Here is a 19,822-nt window from a genome sequence, read left to right as displayed (position 1 = left end):
ATTAATAAATCAGGCGTTTCGCTCTCAGGTCGAACGGGTTTCGCTCCCCCTATAGCGAAAAGAGCGAAATTTTCGCTCTTTTAAGTGTTTGACCCCTCGTAAAAATCATAAATTCTGTATTTGAAATCCCATTCGCACATGATTTTTACTTTAGGTTTTGTTTCACCGAGACTGTGTTCGCCATAGTAAAAAAGCATACTTCCGTCATTTGCTTTTTTAATGCCGCACACGGCAAATTTGCATTTATATACCGTGTTAGTTAAATGAAGTTCAGCGCAAAAGTCACCCAACCTAAAAAATTGCCGCCCTTGATTTAGGTCGAAAATAGTTGAATCTGTTTTCTCAAACAAACCCTTTAAGTGCGCAGTAATTAGCTCTGCTCTTTGCCATGAGCGCGTTCTGGTTCTGTCGCGGTAATTTGAGTCGTAAGCCATTACGCCGCCCTTAACTGATCAAATGTAATTTTATGGTTCTGACCATGCTTCAAATCGATGTATTGCGGTTCAATATTACCGATACCGCCACGCGACTTAACAAGGTAATACAAGCGCTTTTTGTCGTGCTGCTGATTTCGCTGGCTCAATGCGAAAACGTCAGATAATTCTGCGTCCAATTCAACCGAGACTTGTTTAGCATCACCCCTTGATTCTTGCGCACCTAGCACCTTACGCGGGCTGTTATTCCAGATGGTTTTTGGCACTTCCTGCGAGCGCTGGAAAATAGTGTGTAAGATAAGGCCAAACTTCCGCCCACCCGTTGCCATTTCGCCTACTATGGTATCGTCCTTGCCCGCAGTGCTTGCGAGTTTCGCTAATTCTTCAATGATAACGTGTAGCTCGCGATTGCCGTCCGCAGCCGCCCACATTAGCGATGCAAACCATTGAAGTTCAGCAACCCTTGCCGCTTTTAGCTTGTCGCCTTTTAGTGATGGGCTAAACTGGGGCTGGTAAGCAACTGCGAATTTTTTACCACTTCGCCATGCATCAGCGAAAGCAGTAGCGAAAGCGCGGCGAGTTTTGTAGTGATAGACAGGGCGACCGCCTAAGCCGTTAAATGGCGATTTACTGCGAGCATCATAGCGATAATCGCCGTACATATCGAAAATAGCCACTTGATTACCTACCAAGCGAAGCAGTTTAACGGCGGTTGTTTTACCGCCGCCTGTGCCAGCTAGGTAGCAAACGTGCTTTGCTTGTAAGCTGTTATTTGGATTAACTGGCACTGACTGTTACCTCCCCGCTTTTGTCATATTTCGGTTCGCTTTTCGGTGTGGCCTTTTCAGCCTTTTTGATTTGCGAGTAAATTGACAGGCCAGCGCTACCAAGGGCGGCAATTAACATCAATTCTTCCTTGTATGGCATGATGTATTTTGTAACCCACGGCGGCAATTGAGCGCCCTTTGTATGCTTGAGTACAACAGGTGTTGCAGCAATGGCGATTTTTTCGCGAGTGTCGTTATCAATGGTAACGGGATGGTCGAACATTGATTCGACAAACTCTGCAGCTTTACCAACACCAAATGCAGAAAATGCTTGCGCGTCCGCTTCGCTCATTTCTTCCGCTTCGACAACATCCTGATTATCATCATGCGATGGTTCGCCCTGTTTTAAATAGCTATCCAATTCGCTGTAATTTTCGTTGATTTGAACGCCCTGTTCAGGCTCGTTATGCGTTTGCTCTGATTCCTGCGATTGCTGCGAGCCCTGCGATTGCACCGAAGATGAATAATCCAAGCCCTCCATTGCTTCCGCTAGTATCGTTTTTTTCGTGTTCAATTCGTTGTGCTGATTCGTTGTTCCGCTCATTTGCTGTGCCTTGTTCGCTGGTTTTAGTTTCATGGGTTAATGCCTGTGGTTGCTGCGCTTGAGGGCGAATTTCAGGTGGTAGCCATTCGCCTTTGTCGTGCGATAATTGCGCCAGTGGTTTTGGCGATAAATCAACTTCGGGTTCGGGTTGTTGTTCGCCTATAGCCCGCTCCCATTTCGCTTGAAGTTTCGCGCCGCTTCGCTTATCCATTCCGCAGTTTTTGCAGTGCAAGTAAAGCAGTTGGCGACCTGTTCGCTGTCTGCGAATTGCAGCGAATCCGCCGCAAGCATCACACTCAATTGCGCCTAAATCGGGATTGTTTGATTTACTCGACATAGGCATCACCTGAATATTGAGCTTCCAAGCTATTAACTCTCGACTCCATATCAAACGCCCACTTCATAACATCGCCAAGCGCCTCTTCTGCTAACTCGACCTTTTTACCAGCTTGTAAAACACTTAAGCTTTTAGCTTCATTGATTTTTGCCTGAATGGCATTTAATACTTTGCTACTCATAAAAACCTATTCCGTAGTCGTCAACGCGCTCAAACCGTGAATAAAAATCACAAAGCGCTGAAATTGAATCGTCATAACATTGGCGTGTTTTTCTGAGTAATTTATTTACGATGTTTTCCTCCTGTTTTTCTGCTTCTATCTGCTTGTCTATTTCAGGGCTGGTTAACTTTGTGAAAGCGGTTTTCAACTGCCAACCGCGCACCCCAATAGCCCAATCCATAAAGCCTAAAAAAGCTGTTTTGTCTGCGAATTTAGCGACACCACCACGCGCAAAATTGCCGTGAATTTCGTTTGAAATTTCGGTGACTTTTTCGCTTATGGTTTCGAGCTTTTGTTCAAGTTTTTCAATTAGATGTAATCGTTTTTCGCTAAATGACTTTTTGTTGATGTTTTTTTGCTTTTCGATAAAGCCAATTGTTGCTTTTAATTCGTATTGCTTCGAAGCTCTGCGGCGGGCTTTTTCTTCTAAGCCTTGCATGTATTCTTGTATTAGGCCGTACATGTGTTGCGCTTCATGAGTAGCGCAGTTTTCCCACGCTTCGGCGCGAGCATACTTCGAAATATTGTAACGATTACCGCGAATTTCGCCTTGTGACCCTTCCGCGCCTTTGGTCATATATCCAAGCGCTTTTAATAAATAGGTGGCTGCTGCCTTGGCGTTTTTAATACGCTCAATCGTCACAAAGCCTTGCCCCCAATGGCGTTCAATATTTGCCGACCACTCATGAAAATAAACAGGCTCAACATTCCAGCGCATAAGCACATGAGCGTGATAGTTTTGTTCCCCAACACACTCAATCACATGCTTTTCACCGTTCCAGTCATACGTTTTAGAGCCATGTTTTTTTGCTGGCGCTTCGGCTACCCAAAGATAATCAAAGATAGGTTTTTTCGTTGCTGATTGCTCACATTCAATTGCTGTTAATTCCATTCGCTCATTTGTGATTGCGCGCTTTTCGCATTGCTCTATGCATTCAACAACACCCCAAGGGTAAAGCCTTTCATTGTCGTGCATTAGGTCTGATTCAACACGACCACTGGCACCAACACTTTGCACTTTACCCCATGGGTATAAACGGTCATTTCGCCCAATACATTCAACTTTACCCCATGGGTATTTTTTGCCTTTAGGTGTTTTTGAGATATTCCCCGTTGCGATAAAACCGCGCTTGTGCATTTTCCCTAGCTTGTCAAAGAACGGGCTTAACTGCTCACCAATCGTTGCAAAGTCATACTTAAGCAAGGAAAAACGCCCACTTGCTACAATTGGGTTGTTATCTGCCATTTCAAAAACAAGCTTTTCGCCGCTTGCGTCATACCATGGTTTGATGATGTCGCCAGCTTTACCGCCACTCGCTTTTTTTAAGTGTTTTTCATTTAATTTTTTACGGGCTTTTTCATCTAGCGTCACAGTTAAAAACGCATTAAAACCGCCTTTGACGGCTTGCATGTATAAACCGCTGTCTATGATTTTTCCACGGGCGCGGCTGCTAACTGTTTGAGTAATTCGGTCGCCTGTGTTCGCGTCCGGCGCATCACTTGCGCGGGTATTTTGAGTGCAAACAATACGAAAACCATCACACCAATTACGGCTTTGAAAGTGGACGCGGGCTGTTTCATCAGCCTGTGTAACAGTGCTGGCAAAGTGACCTTTGTCGATTTCTGCTACCTTTTTCGGTTTAATTTCACCTGTTTCAAGACAAAGAATTTCATCAGGATTAATACCAAGGCGCTCTGAACGCTGTTCAGGCGTTAAGTTTTTAAGGGCATGACTGTATAAACTATCAAGGCTTGAAGCCTTAGCAGCTAAAAGAGACTGTTTAGAACGTGGATTTTCATCTCTTTTTTGTTGTGTCTGACTTTTGCGCCTTTTGACAAGCCTAGCTTTTCCGCTTCGCGCCCCTTCGGGGTTTTGACCGTATAATTCCTCAGTCCACCAACCTGTTTTATTTTCAGTTACGCCGCAACTAAAAAAAGCGCCACTTTGGGCGCTAACTGCTGCTTTATTAATAATGTGTTCGGGGATATTAATTGCCATAACTAACCCCGAAACTTAAAGTGAACGCAAGCGATATCAAAAGATAAGACGCAATATCCATCTTTCAAACCGCTTGGAAATTCATCGCTAGAAAGAACATGTGTCACCTGAACTAAAACAGTTCTTCCGGTGTACTCATTGTTTTTGAACTCGCACAAATATAAATAATCATGCTCTCTATAATTTCTATCGTTCAATCTTACTTCGGCTGTTTTCATCCCAACCGAAACAAGCCCGAAATACTCAGGCGCAATTTTTAATCTGTGTGTAGTCATAACGCACCAACCTTTGCAGCATAAGCCGCTGACCTAAGTGCATCATAGCGAATGCATGAACCGTCTTGATAATTGCGTTCACGCTCTGCTTGAATTTGAATTTGTTTTTCACGGCGAATTGCTGCCAGTTTATTTTTAAACTCAAGCTTTAGTTGTGCGGCTTTACCCCTGGCATAGTCCCAGTGGTCTGATTCTGTGTGTAATTCATGAATATCTACTTTGTATTGACTCATGCTTTCACCTTGGCGTGTGGTTTAACGTTTTCTTACAATTTGTTCATCTTTGGCTAAGTGATGGGCGACTACCTTTGTCGGGTAGCCGCCTAATACACGCCAATGTAAACACCTTCCACAGTCGGGCGACTGCTTCGGGGATGATGGTAGTCAATATACAACCACTACGTCAATGGGTATTGATTAGTGAAAATATACTGACCAACGACTATAATCAAAATTACCGACACGCCAAGACGGACACAAAACGTATGAAAATAAGCTCTTCACTTGAACTGCTAGATTGGTTTAAAACCGTTGCAGAACTTGACTCTGACTATATGGTTCACAAGATAACAGGCATATCAAAACAGGCAATTAGCATTGTTCGCAATGGGAAAGGCGAATTTAAAGACCTTACAGCCCTTAAGCTACTTTTAGTAGGTGAACACCCTGAACCCCTTGAAACTATGGCACTTTTAGAAGCTTTTAAGGCTGAAAGAAAGGGTAACAATGAAGATGCAGAAATTTGGCGTAAAAGTGTTGCGTAGGTAGATTTTTGTACCCCACATTTTGACGGTCTTGACTTTCGGAAACACCCACCCCGCAACGGTTACAGGTGAATCAACGATGAATAAATTACGTTATGTTAAATTAGCTAAAGTAATTAAAAGTGGGAGTTAAGTTGCTAACTAGCCCACTTTTAGAAGGGTTTTTTAAAGGTTAATTTAGTTCAGAATCCACCCAAAACTTAGTGCCTTTGAGTACTGCTTGAAGAGCAAGTCCATTTTCGGTTAAAGAATAAACCGTAACTTGGTCTGCAATTGCTTCGGCAACTAAAGCACCACCTTTTTCTTCATATTTTGCTGCTGCATCAGCATTTCCACCGAATGCCCAACCATGTTCAATAAAGCGATTTACTGCTGCTTGGTTATGAAAAACCATTACTACATTAAAGTCTTTTACACCTAAACCGAGTCCCAAACCAGCTTCACCCATATTCATATAAGTTGATTTACCAGTTAGGTTATTTTTAACGACACCATAACCGCCACCAAAACTGGCTAAAACAACGTTAACATTGGCATTATCAAAAACGGCATAACCAGCAGAGTTAGCAATTTGTTGTTTAACATCTGGCTTTTGTGCGTACAATTCACTCAATGTGTTATTTTTCATACTTTGCACTAAAGCACGTTTTTCATTAGGGGACGCACTACCTGTAGTGGCGCAACCGGTTAAAATTGTGGTCATTAAAACTAAACTAATAACGATATACTTTTTCATACATATTCCTTGAATATTAGTATGGCAATCTAATTAATGATTAACTGTTGCAAATATTTAAGATATCTTAAGTCCAATACTAGACAGTATCGGACTTTATGGTAGTCTTATAACTAGTTATTTTACAAGATTTTTCATTATTATGCTCGTTGCTCTCGTTGATACACTTAAACAACTGCGATACCAAATTGCCCATCTAGAAGATGATACTCTTGCAATAGAATATCCTGAACTTGATAACTTTATACAACAAGTTGGATTGACAGTTGCTGAATCAAAAAGTGACTTATCTTTTGTTTATCAATTTTTATATGTGTATGGTCGAAAATCAGAAGCAACTTTTAATCGCTTTCGAAATGAACTTGAGCGATTTTGTTTATGGTCATGGTTGATTGCTGAAAAATCGGTTTTTGAACTAAAACGCGAAAACATAGAAGCATATGTTGATTTTATGGTTGAGCCAGATTCAGCTTGGTTATCAAACTCAGTGCAATGGCGTTATAAAGATGAACAAGGTATAAGAAAGCTTAATAAAAATTGGCGCCCTTTCATTAATAAAGAAAATATAGCAAGCCAACAAACACTAGCAGCTATGTTTACTGCACTAAATGTATTTTATAAATTTGCGATTTTAGAAGAAAAAACGTTTGCTAATTTTGTACCGGTAGTTAAAAAGAATAGTCCATATTTAGTAGTGCAATCACAAATTAAGATTCCAGATACACTGAGTGACATTCAATGGGAGTATGTGTTTGGTGTAACACGTGACCTATGTGAGCAACAGCCTGATTTAGAAAGAAATTTATTTACACTAGCTTGTTTGAAAGGTTTGTATTTACGTATTTCTGAGTTATCTGAAAGACCACAGTGGTCGCCGGTGATGTCACATTTTTGGCAAGACAATGATGGCTTTTGGTTTTTAAGAATTATGGGTAAAGGTAATAAATTACGTGATGTCACTTTAAGTGAAGATTTTATCACTTACCTAAAACGTTACAGATTATACCGAGGCTTACCTGCCCTCCCCCGTGTTGATGAAGCCGAACCATTAGTACACAAAATTCGTGGTAAAGGTGGTATGACTGTTCGACAAATTCGACGGTTAGTACAGCAAAGTTTTGATTTAGCAAAACAATCATTATTATATGATGGTTTTAAAGACGATGCGGAACAACTTGAAGCGGCAACGGCTCACTGGTTAAGGCATACAGGTGCAACCCATGATGCTCAAACAAGACCGCTTAAACACTTATCGGAAGATTTAGGTCATGCAAAAATTGCTACGACTGATCAAATTTATATTCAAACAAATATAAAAGAACGCGCAAAGTCTGGAATTAAAAGGAAAGTTTAATGGAATATACCATACTCGCATTAGTTGGTTTAGCTTTGTTATTTTACTCACTGACAATTCGTCAGTTAGAACGAACAGAAATAACCGGGCCAATGTTTTTTGTTCTAGTTGGCATCGCTATGTCTTACTTTTTGCCTAGTGAGTTCAAGTTAGGTGAAGCGGGACTCAGTGAAATATTACCTTTAGTTGAATTAACTCTTAGTATTTTTTTATTTACCGATGCAGCAAAATCAAAACTGGCAGTATTAAAACATAGTTATCAATATCCTAGTCTTTTACTTTTTGTAGCTTTGCCAATGACATTACTATTAGGTGTTGCAGGTGCGTTGTTTTTCTTTTCTGAGCTATCACTTTTTCAATCTGCTTTGATTGCTATTATTTTAACGCCGACTGATGCAGCTCTTAGTAAAGGCATTTTAGAATCCACATCTGTACCTGAAAATGTTCGCGAAGGTATAAATACTGAGAGTGGTTTGAACGATGGACTTTGCGTACCAATATTTTTAGTTCTACTTTTATTAGCACAAAATCCAGAGAGTGCAGTAACAACGATTGATACCCTACTCGTTTTTGGTCGAGAATTAGGAGTCGCACTCGTTATTGCCGGCGTGTCTATGGCTGTGTTTATACCTCTTTTAAAAATTGCATTAGCACGTCATTATTTTGCAAATAACAGCAGCCCATTTTTATTAATTGGCTTGGTAATGGCTATTTTCTCTTTAACACAAAATTTTCATGGTAGTGGTTTTATTGCCGTTTTTGTAGCGGGACTATTATTTGATTACTTAGCACCTAAAAAAATTCGTTCAACATTAGTTAAAGACTCTGAACATATCGCTGAATTTGTTGCACTACTTATTTGGTGTTTATTCGGTTTTGTTTGTGGGCACTTAATTGTGAATGATATTACATGGCCAATTGTATTTTATGCCTTACTAAGCGTAACGATTTTTAGAATTGTGCCAGTTTTAATTTCGCTTATATTCACTAATTTAAATTTCAAAGACAAATTTACTTTTGCTTGGTTTGGTCCTCGAGGTTTAGCGTCTATTGTTTTTACTTTAATGGTTATGGACACAGCAATTGTGAACAAAGAACAAATTGCTACAGTGACATTAACGACAATTTTATTTAGCGTATTTATTCATGGCATGAGTACCAAGCCAATTGCAAAAAGTTACCAAAAATAAAGGCGCGTTAAGCGCCTTTATTTTTTTAATGAATTTAATAGCACTTTAATTTTTAAAGTAGCTCTGCAATTAATTGTAATGGGTGTTTTGGTTTGAATTTTTCATAGCGCTTTACTTGGCTGCGACATGAGAACCCTGTTGCTAAAATTGTTTCAGGTTCATTGTCGGCAACAATTGGTTGCCAACTCATTTCATAAAGTGCGCGTGAATTTTCTTGGTTCTGTTTTTCGTGGCCATAGGTTCCTGCCATTCCGCAACAACCAGTACTTGTTGTGTCTAATTGTAAATTCAGGTCAGCAAAAATAGTTTGCCAAACTTTAGACGCATTTGGCATTGCTGTTGTTTCAGTACAATGACTTAACAGCTTAAATGGCGAAGTCTTATTAGTGGTAAGTGAAACTTGTTTGAAGTTTTGCGTTTGAAGCCATTCATGGGCAAGTTCAACTTTAAAATCACCACGGTCTTCTTTTAAGATTGATACATATTCATCTCGGTAACACATAACCAAAGAAGCATCGAGTCCAACTAATGGTGCATTGATTTCACTCAGTGAATTTAAAAACTCAGCAGCATTTTTTGCTGTTGTTCTAAATTCATTTAAAAACCCTTTCACATGCTGTGCTTTACCATTTGGTTTAAAAGGTAATAGCATTGGTTTTTTGCCTAACGCTTTAATTACTTTAATAAAGCTTTCGACTAATTCGGCTTCATAAAAACTAGTAAATGGATCTTGTACTATCAGTACATATTCGGCTTGCTCTTCTTTTGAAAGCGAATTAAGTAATTCAAAATTGAAATGCTGCTCTTTTGAAATACGTTTTGAAAGTTGCGGGACGCTTAAACTGGGCGTATCAACATAACCAATCGTATTTTTGATTAACCCAGAAACAAGTTTAGTGTTTACTATTGGGTTAACAACTTTAGCAAATTTTGCCATAACAGGTGCAGTTTGCTCGATACCCGCAACTAAGTAATCCTTAGCTGGTCGTGCATAATAACTGTGATAGAAATTTAAAAACCTTGAACGAAATGTTGGAACATCCACTTTGATTGGGCATGCAGTTGTACATGCTTTACAAGCTAAACATTCGTCCATAGATTCTTTCACCTCGTGAGAGAAATCATAAACGCCCTTTTTCTTATCACGACTATGTTGATAGCGCTCCCACCAAGTGATGACTTCGCCATTGATCAATTCTTTTTCAACATTGAGCAAATCAATATTTTCTGACTCTTGAAGTCGTAGCCATTCACGCATTAAACTTGCGCGCCCTTTTGGTGAATAACGGCGGTCACCAGTAACTTTATAAGATGGGCACATTGGTGATTTTTCGTCATAGTTAAAACACAGGCCATTACCGTTACAGGTCATAGCGTTATTAAATTCTGTTTTAACATCGATAGAAATTTCTTTGTCGAACCAAGCTCGCTTTTGATCATCAACAGAAACTAGTGAGTCTTTACTTTCAAGTGGAGTACAGATTTTACCTGGATTTACTCTATTATTTGGATCAAATGCCGCTTTAATTTTTCTTAATTGTGTAAATAAATGTTCGCCAAAAAATTCAGGGCCATATTCACTACGATACCCTTTGCCATGCTCACCCCACATTAAGCCGCCATATTTGGCAGTAAGTTTAACGACTTCATCTGAAATATGTCGAAGTAATTTTTCTTGTTCAGGGTCGCACATATCAAGAGCTGGTCGAACATGTAATACGCCAGCATCAACATGGCCGAACATACCATATTGTAGGTTGTGTTTATCGAGAAGTTCACGAAACTCGACTATAAAATCGGCTAAGTTTTCTGGTGGAACCGCAGTATCTTCAGCAAAAGCTAACGGTTTTTGACTGCCTTTTACATTACCTAAAAGGCCTACTGATTTTTTACGCATTGCATAAATTTTTAAAATATCAGCTTTGTCATTCGTTAACTGATAACCGATCACCCCATTAGTTTGTTTTTCAACACATTCATCAAGTAACTTGCAAAGAGTATCTACTTTATCTTTAATATCTTCAGGTGAAACAGCATTAAACTCAACCATGTTGAGTCCTTGCATTTCTCTGTTTTCAACATCGGTTATTAAGTCCGATACTGAGTGCCAAATAATATCTTCACGAGCAAGGTTAAGTACTTTACTGTCGACAGTTTCTACAGAAGTTGCATTTGCTGCAACTAAGAATGGTGAATGACGCAGAGCAGAGTCAAAGCTATCATATTTAATGTTAATTAAAGTCTTAAATTCTGCAATTGGTGTAATGTTTAGTTTTGCTTCAGTTACAATACCTAATGATCCTTCAGAGCCAGTAATTAATCGGCTCATATCAAAGGTTTGTAAATCATCAGAAAAAATATGTTCTAAATCGTAGCCGGTAAGAAAGCGGTTTAAACGCGGGAACTTTTCTAAAATAGCATCACGGTTCTCAAGGCCAATATCGATAACTGTTTTATATAATTTACCTATGGTTGTGTTTTGTTCAGCAATTATTTTTGCTTTTTCAACGCTCATAGGTGTTGTAGACATTTCTGTTCCATCAACAAGATAAGTAGTAAGGCCTAAAACATGATCACTTGTTTTGCCATAAACTAAAGAGCCTTGACCTGAGGCGTCTGTATTTATCATTCCACCAATTGTTGCTCGGTTACTAGTTGACAGATCAGGTGCAAAGAAAAAACCGTAAGGACGTAAAAAGTCATTTAATTGGTCTTTTATTACACCAGTTTGAACGCGCACCCAGTTTTCTTCGACATTGATTTCTAAGATTTCACGCATATAGCGAGATAAATCAACAACTATTCCTGGCGTTAGCGATTGGCCATTAGTACCCGTGCCACCACCACGTGGACCAAAAGTCAGTGATAAAAACGGATCACGTGACGCAATTTGCATAGCAAGTTGTATATCTTTTGCTGACTTTGGAAAGATGACACCTTGAGGTACTTGTTGATAAACGCTGTTATCGGTCGATAAACTTAAACGTGTAGAAAAGCTTGCATCGGTATCACCACTAAAACCTTGTTTTTTAATTGTTTCTAAGTAATTAGATACGAGTTCTGTGGCAGCTTGTTGTTGGCTTATTGTTGCTATCATGACAGTGATAAATTAAGGCATTTTGCAAATTATATCATGCTAATAGCTAAGATAAATTGAAGATTTTACAGTTTGTAACACTCTTTTTATCGATTTCTGGAGTAATGCTTTTATACTGTGTAATAAAGCAGCAGATGAGATAGACAGATGAAAAAGATTGCATTAATCAGTTTAGGTGCCTTATGCATGTTATTGGGATTAGTTTTTGTTATTATTCCCGGACCGTCGCTGATCTTTTTTATTGCAGGACTTTTCTGTTTATCTTTTTATTATCCTAAAGCGCGTGATTATTTAGCCTTGTGCCAAAAGGCACTTACTAAGTCATGTGCCTATATAGATAAAAAACTTGCTCGCTGATTTCTAATTGAGTAACAAAAATGCCAGCTAAATGCTGGCATTTTTTATATTAGAATCTTTATTTTAGATAAATAAAGTACTTAGTCTGGTAATTTCTTAGCAAGATATAACCAAGTTTCTAATACTGTATCAGGGTTTAGAGAAACAGAATCAATACCCTGCTCTACTAACCAAGCTGCAAAATCTTCATGATCTGAAGGACCTTGACCACATATACCTACGTATTTGCCTTTTGCTTTAGCAGTTTGAATTGCCATTGATAATAGTTTCTTGATTGCAGGGTTACGCTCATCAAATAGATGTGCAATTAAACCAGAATCACGGTCAAGACCTAATGTTAACTGAGTTAAATCGTTTGAACCGATAGAGAAACCATCGAAATACTCTAAGAACTCATCTGCTAGTAAAGCGTTTGATGGTAATTCACACATCATGATTACTTTAAGACCATTTTCGCCACGTTTAAGGCCATGTTCTTCAAGTAGTTCAATAACGCGTTTACCTTCTTCAAGTGTACGAACAAATGGGATCATGATTTCGATATTAGTCATACCCATTTCGTTACGAACACGTTTAATCGCTTCACACTCTAGCGCGAAACAGTCACGGAAATCTTCAGAGATATAACGTGCTGCACCACGGAAACCAATCATTGGGTTTTCTTCTTCCGGCTCATATTGCTGGCCGCCAACAAGGTTTGCATATTCGTTCGACTTGAAGTCAGACATACGAACAATTACACGCTCTGGTGCAAACGCACAACCTAGTGTTGCAATACCTTCAACAAGCTTAGAAATATAGAATTCAACTGGCGATTCATAACCAGCCATCATTTCTGAAATTTCAGCTTTAAGCTCATCAGATTGCGCATCAAAATTAAGAAGCGCTTTAGGGTGAACACCAATCATACGGTTGATTACGAATTCAACACGAGCAAGACCAACACCAGCATGCGGTAAACGTGCAAAGTCAAATGCACGATCAGGGTTACCCACGTTCATCATAACTTTCATTGGTAATTCTGGCATTTCATCAACGCGTGAAGTAAGTACTTCGTAATCTAAAATACCTTCGTAGATGTAACCTGTATCACCTTCGGCACACGATACTGTTACATCTTGGCCTGCTTTAATTAAATCAGTTGCATTACCACAACCAACAACAGCAGGAATACCTAATTCACGAGCAATGATCGCTGCGTGACAAGTACGGCCACCACGGTTTGTAACAATCGCAGCGGCACGTTTCATGATTGGCTCCCAGTCTGGGTCAGTCATGTCAGTAACTAGAATGTCACCTTGTTGTACTTTGTCCATTTCGTCAATTGAATCTAGTACGCGAACTGTACCTGAACCAATTTTATGGCCAATTGCACGGCCTTCAGCAACAACTGTGCTTGTACCATTTAATTGGAAACGCTCCATTACGTTAGCGTCTTCGTTTGAACGAACTGTTTCTGGACGTGCTTGAACGATGTAAAGTTTACCGTCGTTACCGTCTTTTGCCCACTCGATGTCCATTGGACGACCGTAGTGTTTTTCAATGATCACAGCTTGCTTTGCAAGTTCTTGAACTTCAGCATCTGTGATTGAGAATTTGTTTGAAAGCGAAGAATCTACGTCAACAATTTCAACTTGCTTACCGTGTGATTCATCCGCAGAGTAAATCATTTGGATTGCTTTTGAACCAATATTACGGCGAACTACAGCAGGTTTACCGTTAGCAAGTGTTGGTTTGTGAACATAAAATTCATCTGGGTTTACAGCACCCTGTACAACCATTTCACCAAGACCATAGCTTGAAGTTACAAATACAACATCTTCAAAGCCAGATTCAGTATCAATACTGAACATAACACCTGAAGCTGCTTTATCTGAACGAACCATGCGTTGGATACCCGCTGATAATGCAACACCACGGTGATCATAACCTTGGTGTACACGGTAAGAAATAGCGCGGTCATTAAATAGTGAGGCAAACACGTGTTTGATGGCAGTCATTACTGCATCAATACCACGTACGTTTAAAAACGTTTCTTGTTGTCCTGCGAATGAAGCGTCTGGCATGTCTTCTGCTGTAGCTGATGAGCGAACTGCAAATGAAACATCTTGTGATGCGTCGCCATGTAATTGGCTATATGCGTCGCGGATGGCTTGGTCTAGGTTAGGTTGGAATGGTGTATCAATAATCCATTGGCGGATTTCGGCACCGACTTTAGCGAGTGTATTTACATCATCCACATCCAATGTGTCTAAAATGTCGTGGATTTTTGAGTTTAACCCAGATTGCTCTAGAAACTCGTTGAATGCATCAGCGGTTGTAGCGAAACCACCTGGCACTTGAACACCAGCGTTAGCTAGGTTTGAGATCATTTCACCCAGTGAAGCGTTTTTACCGCCAACACGTGGAACATCTTGCATACCAAGCTCTTGATACCAGAGAACGTATTCTTGCACGGATCTTTCTCCATAAACAAATTGTAGTACTAACTGTGAGAGTTAAGAAAGAAAACCTTCTAAAAAGGTCGTAGTCATTCTACACTGGCAACAGACCTCACGTAAACCGTGAAGCCCCTATTTTGCAGATAAAGGTAATAAAAAGGTTAAATATGAGAACTGCATTTTATATTTCTGATGGAACAGCAATCACTTCTGAAGTATTTGGTCATGCGACCTTATCAATGTTTCCTGTGGATTTTAATCACAAAACAATTCCTTTCGTTGAAACTGAAAAAAAAGCGAATGAAGTTAAGAACTTGATCAATTCAACCGCACAGCGTGATGGCGAACAGCCATTAGTATTTTTTACTTTTGTTAATCATGAGCTAAGTGAGATAATTAAATCTTCATGTGCGGTTTGCTATGACTTTTTATCACAATATAGCGATAAAATTTCTCAAGAATTAGAAGTTGCACCTGTACCAAAAGTACATAGAACTCATTCAATGCACGAGAAAAGTTATGATTTTCGCATTGACGCAGTTAACTATGCGTTGACTAATGATGATGGTGCTAATATTAAAAACTACTCAGAAGCAGATATTATTTTAGTAGGTGTAAGCAGAAGTGGTAAAACACCGACTAGCTTATACCTAGCATTGCAATATGGTATTAAAGCGGCTAACTACCCTCTTACAGAAGATGATTTAGAAAGAGGCACTTTGCCTGAATGTTTAAAGGCTTACAAACATAAACTATTTGGTTTAACTATTGACCCTGTTCGCCTTGCGGATATTCGACAGCGTCGTATGGCGAATTCAAAATATGCGTCTTTAAAACAGTGTCGTATTGAAGTACGTGAAGTAGAAATGCTTTATAAAAAACAGAAGATTCAATATCTCAATTCAACACATCATTCAGTTGAAGAAATATCTGCGAAAATTATATCTGATACAGGTCTTGAAAGACGTAAGTACTAACTTAATTTAGTATCGGACATTAAAAAGGCTGCACGTTACAGCCTTTTTTGGATAACTTAGGATGTTACTTACGTGCGTCTTTTAATAAATCAGCAACTAAGAAACCAAGTTCTAATACTTGATCCGCATTTAAACGTGGGTCGCACTGTGTACGGTAACGTTGAGCTAAATCTTCATCTGATAATCCATACGCACCACCAGTACACTCTGTTACATGTTGGCCTGTCATCTCAAGGTGAACACCACCTGGGTAAGAACCTTCGGCCTTGTGAACTGCAAAGAACTGGCTGATTTCACGAAGAATATTATTAAAGCTACGTGTCTTATAACCTGAACTCGCTTTTTCTGTATTGCCATGCATTGGATCGGAACTCCAAATAACTTTACGGCCTTCTTGTTGTACTTTACGGACGAGAGCCGGTAACTTTTCTGGAAGAACATCAGCACCCATTCGTGTGATTAAAGTTAAGCGACCAGGGATGTTATCTGGGTTGACTGCATCAATAAGCTTGATAAGTTCATCTGGGTCCATACCCGGGCCAACTTTTACGCCAATTGGGTTTTTAATACCTTTAAAGAATTCGATATGCGCGTGGTCTAATTGTCGAGTACGCTCACCAATCCAAACAAAGTGTGCAGAACAATCGTACCAGTCACCTGATAAGTGGTCACGGCGTGTAAGTGCCTCTTCGTAACCTAGTAATAAGGCTTCGTGTGATGTAAATAAGTCTGTTTCTTTTAGGCTTGGAGCAACAGTTGAGTCAATACCACACACTTCCATAAACTCAAGTGCATCTTGAATTCTATCCGCTAACTGTTGGTACTTCTCTTTAAGTGGGTTTGCTGCAACAAAACCCATGTTCCAACGGTTTACTTGGTGTAAATCCGCTAAGCCACCTTGAGCAAATGCGCGTAATAGATTTAACGTTGCTGCACTGTGATGATATGCCGTCATTAATCGCTGTGGATCTGGTACTCGAGCTTGCTCTGTGAATTCAAAATTATTGATGATATCACCACGGTACGAAGGTAATGACACACCATCAATTGTCTCGTAATCTGACGAACGTGGTTTAGCATACTGACCAGCCATACGGGCGATCTTAACTACAGGGCACTTACCACCATAAGTTAAAACAACGGCCATCTGTAAAAGTGTTTTAAATGTATCGCGAATGTTTGCAGCATTAAAGTCACTAAATGACTCAGCACAATCACCGCCTTGCAATAAGAAAGCTCTGCCTTCACATACAGCTTCTAGTTGTTTGTATAAGCTACGCGTCTCTTCAGCAAATACTAAAGGTGGTGCGCTTTTTAATTGTCCCTCAACTGATTTAAGGGCTTCTTGATCTGGGTACTCTGGCTGCTGAAGTATCGGCAGTTTTCTCCAGCTGTCTGGGTTCCACGATTGCATGTTCTTTCCTCATTCCTAACATAGACCGTTAACGAAAACTAACTTATTGCACGTAGTAAGTTCAAGGACAATATTCAGGTATTTGTAATTATTTAGTTATTTAATAAATTCTTTAAGTATTAATGATTAAAACCGAAGAGTTTAAACCATTTAAAACAGATAGTTATCACTATTCTTATGCGTTTACTCTTTACAACAAAGGAAGAACACATCTTACCATAAGTTAGTATCTATGTAACCTCAGCTTTACGCTAGACAAATACACTTTTCTAGCACTATATTGAAAAATAATAAAAGCGTGCTATAGAATACAATAAAGAACACATCATACTTTTTTCGTACTTCTAGTTAGGTCAGCTATATTCATAATGGAAACTTCAAATTATCAAAAGAAAAGGTTAAACTTGAAACATGAGTATGTAAGATGTGTTCTTATGAGTACAAAGCTAGAAATTCGCAGTCAGTTTGATTTGGTAAGTGAGCTAACCCATTTATTTTGTGAAGAATTAAAACAGATGGGGTTTTATAAAGCGTCATATTATCAGTTGCCAGATATAAATATTAACGATGAAAAACAAGTTCCTTCTAATATCCCTGTTAATAAATTTGAGGGAGAGGAAGCTCAAAAGCAAATTCTTAATTCTTTTGGGGACTTTTACAAGAAAACGGGGTTAAGTAGCCGTGTATTAAAAAGGCATCCTGGGTTGTTAGTACTAAAAGATGTCGATAAGCAGTTTATTACCGCACGAATAAATCAGTTAAATAAAGCTAAATCCGATTTTAAAAACTGTGTGTTAGCAATTGATAATAATGATGCACGCTTTGAAGCTGTTCACAACGCAGTGCCAAACCTTATTACTTTAGCTGCTTATCGTAAAATTCATTTTGAAACTGAGTCCCCCTACTCTGTTCGTTTTACCTGGATGCACAAACATGCAACAAAAACGCTTACAAAAAAAATGGCGTTAGCTATGTTAGAAAAGTCGGCAGGTTATTCAAATCCAAGAATGATCGACCAACATTCTTGGCAAGCACTTGTAGCACAAGAACAAAGTCGTGTTGCAAGTTTGGGTGATAAAGAAAAATTACGAATTCGCAGGCCTACAAGAGTAAGTCCACAAGTAAATGTAAGATACACAGCGCAAAACCGATATCATGTTAGTGCAGCTCTCCCATTTATTTTGATAAACCCAGAACCAGATGTAAAACTTGGTACATTATCAGATTACCAAAAACCGGAGAGTCATCCTCGGAAAAGAGAATATGATTTCTTAGTAGATAGACTTTACTTAGAACAAGTAACAGATTGATTATGTTAAAAAGGCCACATGCGTGGCCTTTTTTCATAGTATGTATTATTAATGAAATTAATCTTCTACTATTTCTTCAATTTTATCTTCATCGATTAAAACTGCATTCTCGACAATACGTTTACCACCTTGAATTTCGATTCGTTTATTATGCTTATTAAGCGTAAGAATCTCATCGCAAAATTGATCAGACGGATGCATCTCGTAAGTGTAATCAATAATATTACCGGTTTTGTCATCTTTAACATTGGTAATGTTATATTCAGAAATTGCACCTTTCTCAATTAAGTCTTTCATTGTAGTTGTCATATCACGACGTAATGCTTTTAATTTATTCTCGGTAATTTCGTCGGTTGAATAAATTGAGCCGTACTTTTCCATGATAGATAAAAGGCGGAAATGGTAAGTTTTACCCGGAGCAGCGTAGCGCCATAAATGATATAAACGAAGCATCATCCAACGAGATAAACCACGTTTTAATTCTTGAGCACTATTGAAGTAGTAGCCTTTATATTCAAGGTTGTCGATCATGTTATGAACAAATGCGTTCAAACATGCCACACATTTCACGTTACCACCCTGACCTTTTTTGCCACTAAAATGAAGTGATGACAAAAAGTTCATGTTCGATTCGTAAAATGAATCATCAATATCTGAGTTACGGGTATCTGTCGCTGAATATTTAAAAGAAAGTTTAGAACCTTGTAATGCCTCTAATGATTCTTTAATTTGTGGATACGGCATCGATTGACCAACCGCTTTTAATTCTTGCGCTAATTCATTCATCGAAAAAACAACCGCGTATTGAATTCCCGATTTAAAATTAATTTTTACAATCTTACCTTTTGAGGCTAATCGAATTAAGGCTCGTTCCACCTTTTCTTCACGATCAGATGGCCAAACAAGGTATTCTACATCTTCACCATCTTTACGTGTACTTACCACTGCAGGTGTTATTTTAATTTCGCCATCATAAAGAATGCCATCTACTTTTTCAGAAATTTTTCGAGTAACAATTGTTTTCTTTGGTGCTTCTTCAACAGGAAGCTTCTTATGACCAGAACGAACAAAACGTCCCCATAAATCATAATGATTAAAAGTATTCGAGTAAGCTCTCAAACCATGTGCTGCATTTTCAATTGAAACGCGCACATCTTTATTGTCTGTAAATAGTGCAAGACTTTCATTATCAATCGCACTTTCCACCCCGTGGATCTGCCCGCGTAAAGTATCGGGTAAGTTATCTACCGAGATGTTGACCTTTCGGCTCATTGTTCTTATTTCCAATTTTTCTTCGACAGTTAATAACAACACATAAAACTTCAAAAGTTAAATGTTTAAGTTAGTATAAACTTGATCCGATCATAATTTATTTCTTTGGATCAGATTTATACCAACTAATTCTTACTAGCTAATTTTCAGATCAGATTTTTACTAAGTTATAGTTCATAGGTCGTGATTTTACTAACTCAGTTCAAATTATGTCCTACAAAACGCCTTTTTATAGCAAATTAACACGACATAAATCCCATTTTCAAAACACCATG

18 protein-coding genes are annotated in these 19,822 nt (G+C 38.8%); 6 read left to right on the top strand and 12 right to left on the bottom strand.

Going from position 1 to position 19,822, the window contains the following annotated elements; translation table 11 throughout:
* Positions 1 to 433 precede the first annotated feature (433 nt).
* The 7 genes from EVU92_RS17135 to EVU92_RS17105 are packed head-to-tail and all read right to left on the bottom strand — an operon-like array spanning position 434 to position 4,869.
* Positions 434 to 1,222 carry a hypothetical protein gene (locus EVU92_RS17135; RefSeq protein WP_205987946.1) on the bottom strand — a complete coding sequence of 263 codons (789 nt, stop codon included), beginning with the start codon at positions 1,220 to 1,222 and terminating at the stop codon, positions 434 to 436.
* Positions 1,212 to 1,733 (bottom strand): hypothetical protein, encoded by a 522-nt coding sequence (locus EVU92_RS17130; protein ID WP_130052380.1) that lies wholly within the window; start codon positions 1,731 to 1,733, stop codon positions 1,212 to 1,214. Before EVU92_RS17130 ends, EVU92_RS17135 begins: the two co-directional genes overlap by 11 nt.
* Positions 1,666 to 2,142 (bottom strand): hypothetical protein, encoded by a 477-nt coding sequence (locus tag EVU92_RS17125; protein WP_130052379.1) that lies wholly within the window; start codon positions 2,140 to 2,142, stop codon positions 1,666 to 1,668. Before EVU92_RS17125 ends, EVU92_RS17130 begins: the two co-directional genes overlap by 68 nt.
* Positions 2,132 to 2,323, bottom strand: coding sequence for a hypothetical protein (locus tag EVU92_RS17120; RefSeq protein WP_130052378.1), 192 nt, complete (start codon positions 2,321 to 2,323; stop codon positions 2,132 to 2,134). Before EVU92_RS17120 ends, EVU92_RS17125 begins: the two co-directional genes overlap by 11 nt.
* On the bottom strand, positions 2,316 to 4,361 hold the full coding sequence (locus EVU92_RS17115) for a hypothetical protein (protein ID WP_130052377.1): 2,046 nt from the start codon (positions 4,359 to 4,361) through the stop codon (positions 2,316 to 2,318). Before EVU92_RS17115 ends, EVU92_RS17120 begins: the two co-directional genes overlap by 8 nt.
* A 2-nt stretch (positions 4,362 to 4,363) precedes the next feature.
* The gene (locus EVU92_RS17110) at positions 4,364 to 4,636 is read right to left on the bottom strand and encodes a DUF3850 domain-containing protein (RefSeq protein ID WP_130052376.1); all 273 of its coding nucleotides are present in this window, start codon (positions 4,634 to 4,636) and stop codon (positions 4,364 to 4,366) included.
* The gene (locus EVU92_RS17105) at positions 4,633 to 4,869 is read right to left on the bottom strand and encodes a hypothetical protein (protein ID WP_130052375.1); all 237 of its coding nucleotides are present in this window, start codon (positions 4,867 to 4,869) and stop codon (positions 4,633 to 4,635) included. The genes EVU92_RS17110 and EVU92_RS17105 overlap by 4 nt, the downstream gene beginning before the upstream one ends.
* Positions 4,870 to 5,120: 251 nt before the next feature.
* Here EVU92_RS17105 and EVU92_RS17100 point away from each other — a divergent pair, with 251 nt between their 5' ends.
* A complete protein-coding gene (locus tag EVU92_RS17100) occupies positions 5,121 to 5,399 on the top strand; it encodes a hypothetical protein (protein ID WP_130052374.1) in 279 nt (92 codons plus the stop codon).
* Between the two features lie 172 nt (positions 5,400 to 5,571).
* Here the strand turns inward: EVU92_RS17100 and EVU92_RS17095 are convergent, their stop codons facing one another.
* Entirely contained in the window at positions 5,572 to 6,135 is a 564-nt protein-coding gene (locus EVU92_RS17095; RefSeq protein ID WP_130052373.1) for a YSC84-related protein, read from the bottom strand.
* A gap of 142 nt (positions 6,136 to 6,277) precedes the next feature.
* Between EVU92_RS17095 and EVU92_RS17090 the strand changes: the two genes are divergently transcribed.
* Together EVU92_RS17090 and EVU92_RS17085 are read left to right on the top strand one after the other, a co-directional pair.
* A complete protein-coding gene (locus EVU92_RS17090) occupies positions 6,278 to 7,489 on the top strand; it encodes a tyrosine-type recombinase/integrase (protein ID WP_130052372.1) in 1,212 nt (403 codons plus the stop codon).
* Positions 7,489 to 8,679, top strand: a complete 1,191-nt coding sequence (locus EVU92_RS17085) for a cation:proton antiporter (RefSeq protein WP_130052371.1) — start codon at positions 7,489 to 7,491, stop codon at positions 8,677 to 8,679. The genes EVU92_RS17090 and EVU92_RS17085 overlap by 1 nt, the downstream gene beginning before the upstream one ends.
* A gap of 52 nt (positions 8,680 to 8,731) precedes the next feature.
* On the opposite strand, the gene EVU92_RS17080 is transcribed toward EVU92_RS17085, so the two are convergent.
* Complete coding sequence (locus EVU92_RS17080; protein WP_130052370.1) at positions 8,732 to 11,776, bottom strand: FAD-binding and (Fe-S)-binding domain-containing protein; 3,045 nt, start codon at positions 11,774 to 11,776, stop codon at positions 8,732 to 8,734.
* A 147-nt stretch (positions 11,777 to 11,923) separates the two neighbouring features.
* Between EVU92_RS17080 and EVU92_RS17075 the strand changes: the two genes are divergently transcribed.
* Complete coding sequence (locus EVU92_RS17075) at positions 11,924 to 12,133, top strand: PGPGW domain-containing protein (RefSeq protein ID WP_130052369.1); 210 nt, start codon at positions 11,924 to 11,926, stop codon at positions 12,131 to 12,133.
* An 80-nt stretch (positions 12,134 to 12,213) separates the two neighbouring features.
* Here EVU92_RS17075 and ppsA read toward each other — a convergent pair whose 3' ends face one another.
* Complete coding sequence (gene ppsA, locus EVU92_RS17070; RefSeq protein ID WP_130052368.1) at positions 12,214 to 14,589, bottom strand: phosphoenolpyruvate synthase; 2,376 nt, start codon at positions 14,587 to 14,589, stop codon at positions 12,214 to 12,216.
* Between the two features lie 152 nt (positions 14,590 to 14,741).
* On the opposite strand from ppsA, the gene EVU92_RS17065 reads away from it, so the two are divergent.
* Complete coding sequence (locus EVU92_RS17065; RefSeq protein ID WP_130052367.1) at positions 14,742 to 15,551, top strand: pyruvate, water dikinase regulatory protein; 810 nt, start codon at positions 14,742 to 14,744, stop codon at positions 15,549 to 15,551.
* A gap of 64 nt (positions 15,552 to 15,615) precedes the next feature.
* On the opposite strand, the gene EVU92_RS17060 is transcribed toward EVU92_RS17065, so the two are convergent.
* Positions 15,616 to 16,965 (bottom strand): 3-deoxy-7-phosphoheptulonate synthase class II, encoded by a 1,350-nt coding sequence (locus tag EVU92_RS17060; protein ID WP_054563102.1) that lies wholly within the window; start codon positions 16,963 to 16,965, stop codon positions 15,616 to 15,618.
* Between the two features lie 434 nt (positions 16,966 to 17,399).
* On the opposite strand from EVU92_RS17060, the gene EVU92_RS17055 reads away from it, so the two are divergent.
* A complete protein-coding gene (locus tag EVU92_RS17055) occupies positions 17,400 to 18,275 on the top strand; it encodes a DNA replication terminus site-binding protein (RefSeq protein ID WP_130052366.1) in 876 nt (291 codons plus the stop codon).
* Positions 18,276 to 18,332: 57 nt separating this feature from the next.
* Here EVU92_RS17055 and EVU92_RS17050 read toward each other — a convergent pair whose 3' ends face one another.
* The gene (locus EVU92_RS17050; RefSeq protein WP_054563104.1) at positions 18,333 to 19,547 is read right to left on the bottom strand and encodes a hypothetical protein; all 1,215 of its coding nucleotides are present in this window, start codon (positions 19,545 to 19,547) and stop codon (positions 18,333 to 18,335) included.
* Between the last annotated feature and the right edge of the window lie 275 nt (positions 19,548 to 19,822).

The sequence above is a fragment of the Pseudoalteromonas sp. MEBiC 03485 genome (assembly GCF_004195145.1).
Lineage (GTDB): Bacteria > Pseudomonadota > Gammaproteobacteria > Enterobacterales > Alteromonadaceae > Pseudoalteromonas > Pseudoalteromonas apostichopi.
The sequence above is the reverse complement of the archived record's forward strand: the minus strand, read 5'-3'. Positions and strand labels throughout refer to the sequence as shown.

What these genes read in the sequence shown, in the direction of transcription:
- EVU92_RS17065 (WP_130052367.1), top strand. Translation starts at nt 14,742, where the DNA reads ATGAGAACTGCATTTTATATTTCTGATGGAACAGCAATCACTTCTGAA.
- EVU92_RS17100 (WP_130052374.1), top strand. Translation starts at nt 5,121, where the DNA reads ATGAAAATAAGCTCTTCACTTGAACTGCTAGATTGGTTTAAAACCGTT.
- EVU92_RS17110 (WP_130052376.1), bottom strand. Translation starts at nt 4,636, where the DNA reads ATGACTACACACAGATTAAAAATTGCGCCTGAGTATTTCGGGCTTGTT.
- EVU92_RS17080 (WP_130052370.1), bottom strand. Translation starts at nt 11,776, where the DNA reads ATGATAGCAACAATAAGCCAACAACAAGCTGCCACAGAACTCGTATCT.
- EVU92_RS17060 (WP_054563102.1), bottom strand. Translation starts at nt 16,965, where the DNA reads ATGCAATCGTGGAACCCAGACAGCTGGAGAAAACTGCCGATACTTCAG.
- EVU92_RS17055 (WP_130052366.1), top strand. Translation starts at nt 17,400, where the DNA reads ATGAGTACAAAGCTAGAAATTCGCAGTCAGTTTGATTTGGTAAGTGAG.
- EVU92_RS17125 (WP_130052379.1), bottom strand. Translation starts at nt 2,142, where the DNA reads ATGTCGAGTAAATCAAACAATCCCGATTTAGGCGCAATTGAGTGTGAT.
- EVU92_RS17050 (WP_054563104.1), bottom strand. Translation starts at nt 19,547, where the DNA reads ATGAGCCGAAAGGTCAACATCTCGGTAGATAACTTACCCGATACTTTA.
- EVU92_RS17120 (WP_130052378.1), bottom strand. Translation starts at nt 2,323, where the DNA reads ATGAGTAGCAAAGTATTAAATGCCATTCAGGCAAAAATCAATGAAGCT.
- EVU92_RS17085 (WP_130052371.1), top strand. Translation starts at nt 7,489, where the DNA reads ATGGAATATACCATACTCGCATTAGTTGGTTTAGCTTTGTTATTTTAC.
- EVU92_RS17115 (WP_130052377.1), bottom strand. Translation starts at nt 4,361, where the DNA reads ATGGCAATTAATATCCCCGAACACATTATTAATAAAGCAGCAGTTAGC.
- EVU92_RS17075 (WP_130052369.1), top strand. Translation starts at nt 11,924, where the DNA reads ATGAAAAAGATTGCATTAATCAGTTTAGGTGCCTTATGCATGTTATTG.
- EVU92_RS17090 (WP_130052372.1), top strand. Translation starts at nt 6,278, where the DNA reads ATGCTCGTTGCTCTCGTTGATACACTTAAACAACTGCGATACCAAATT.
- EVU92_RS17095 (WP_130052373.1), bottom strand. Translation starts at nt 6,135, where the DNA reads ATGAAAAAGTATATCGTTATTAGTTTAGTTTTAATGACCACAATTTTA.
- EVU92_RS17105 (WP_130052375.1), bottom strand. Translation starts at nt 4,869, where the DNA reads ATGAGTCAATACAAAGTAGATATTCATGAATTACACACAGAATCAGAC.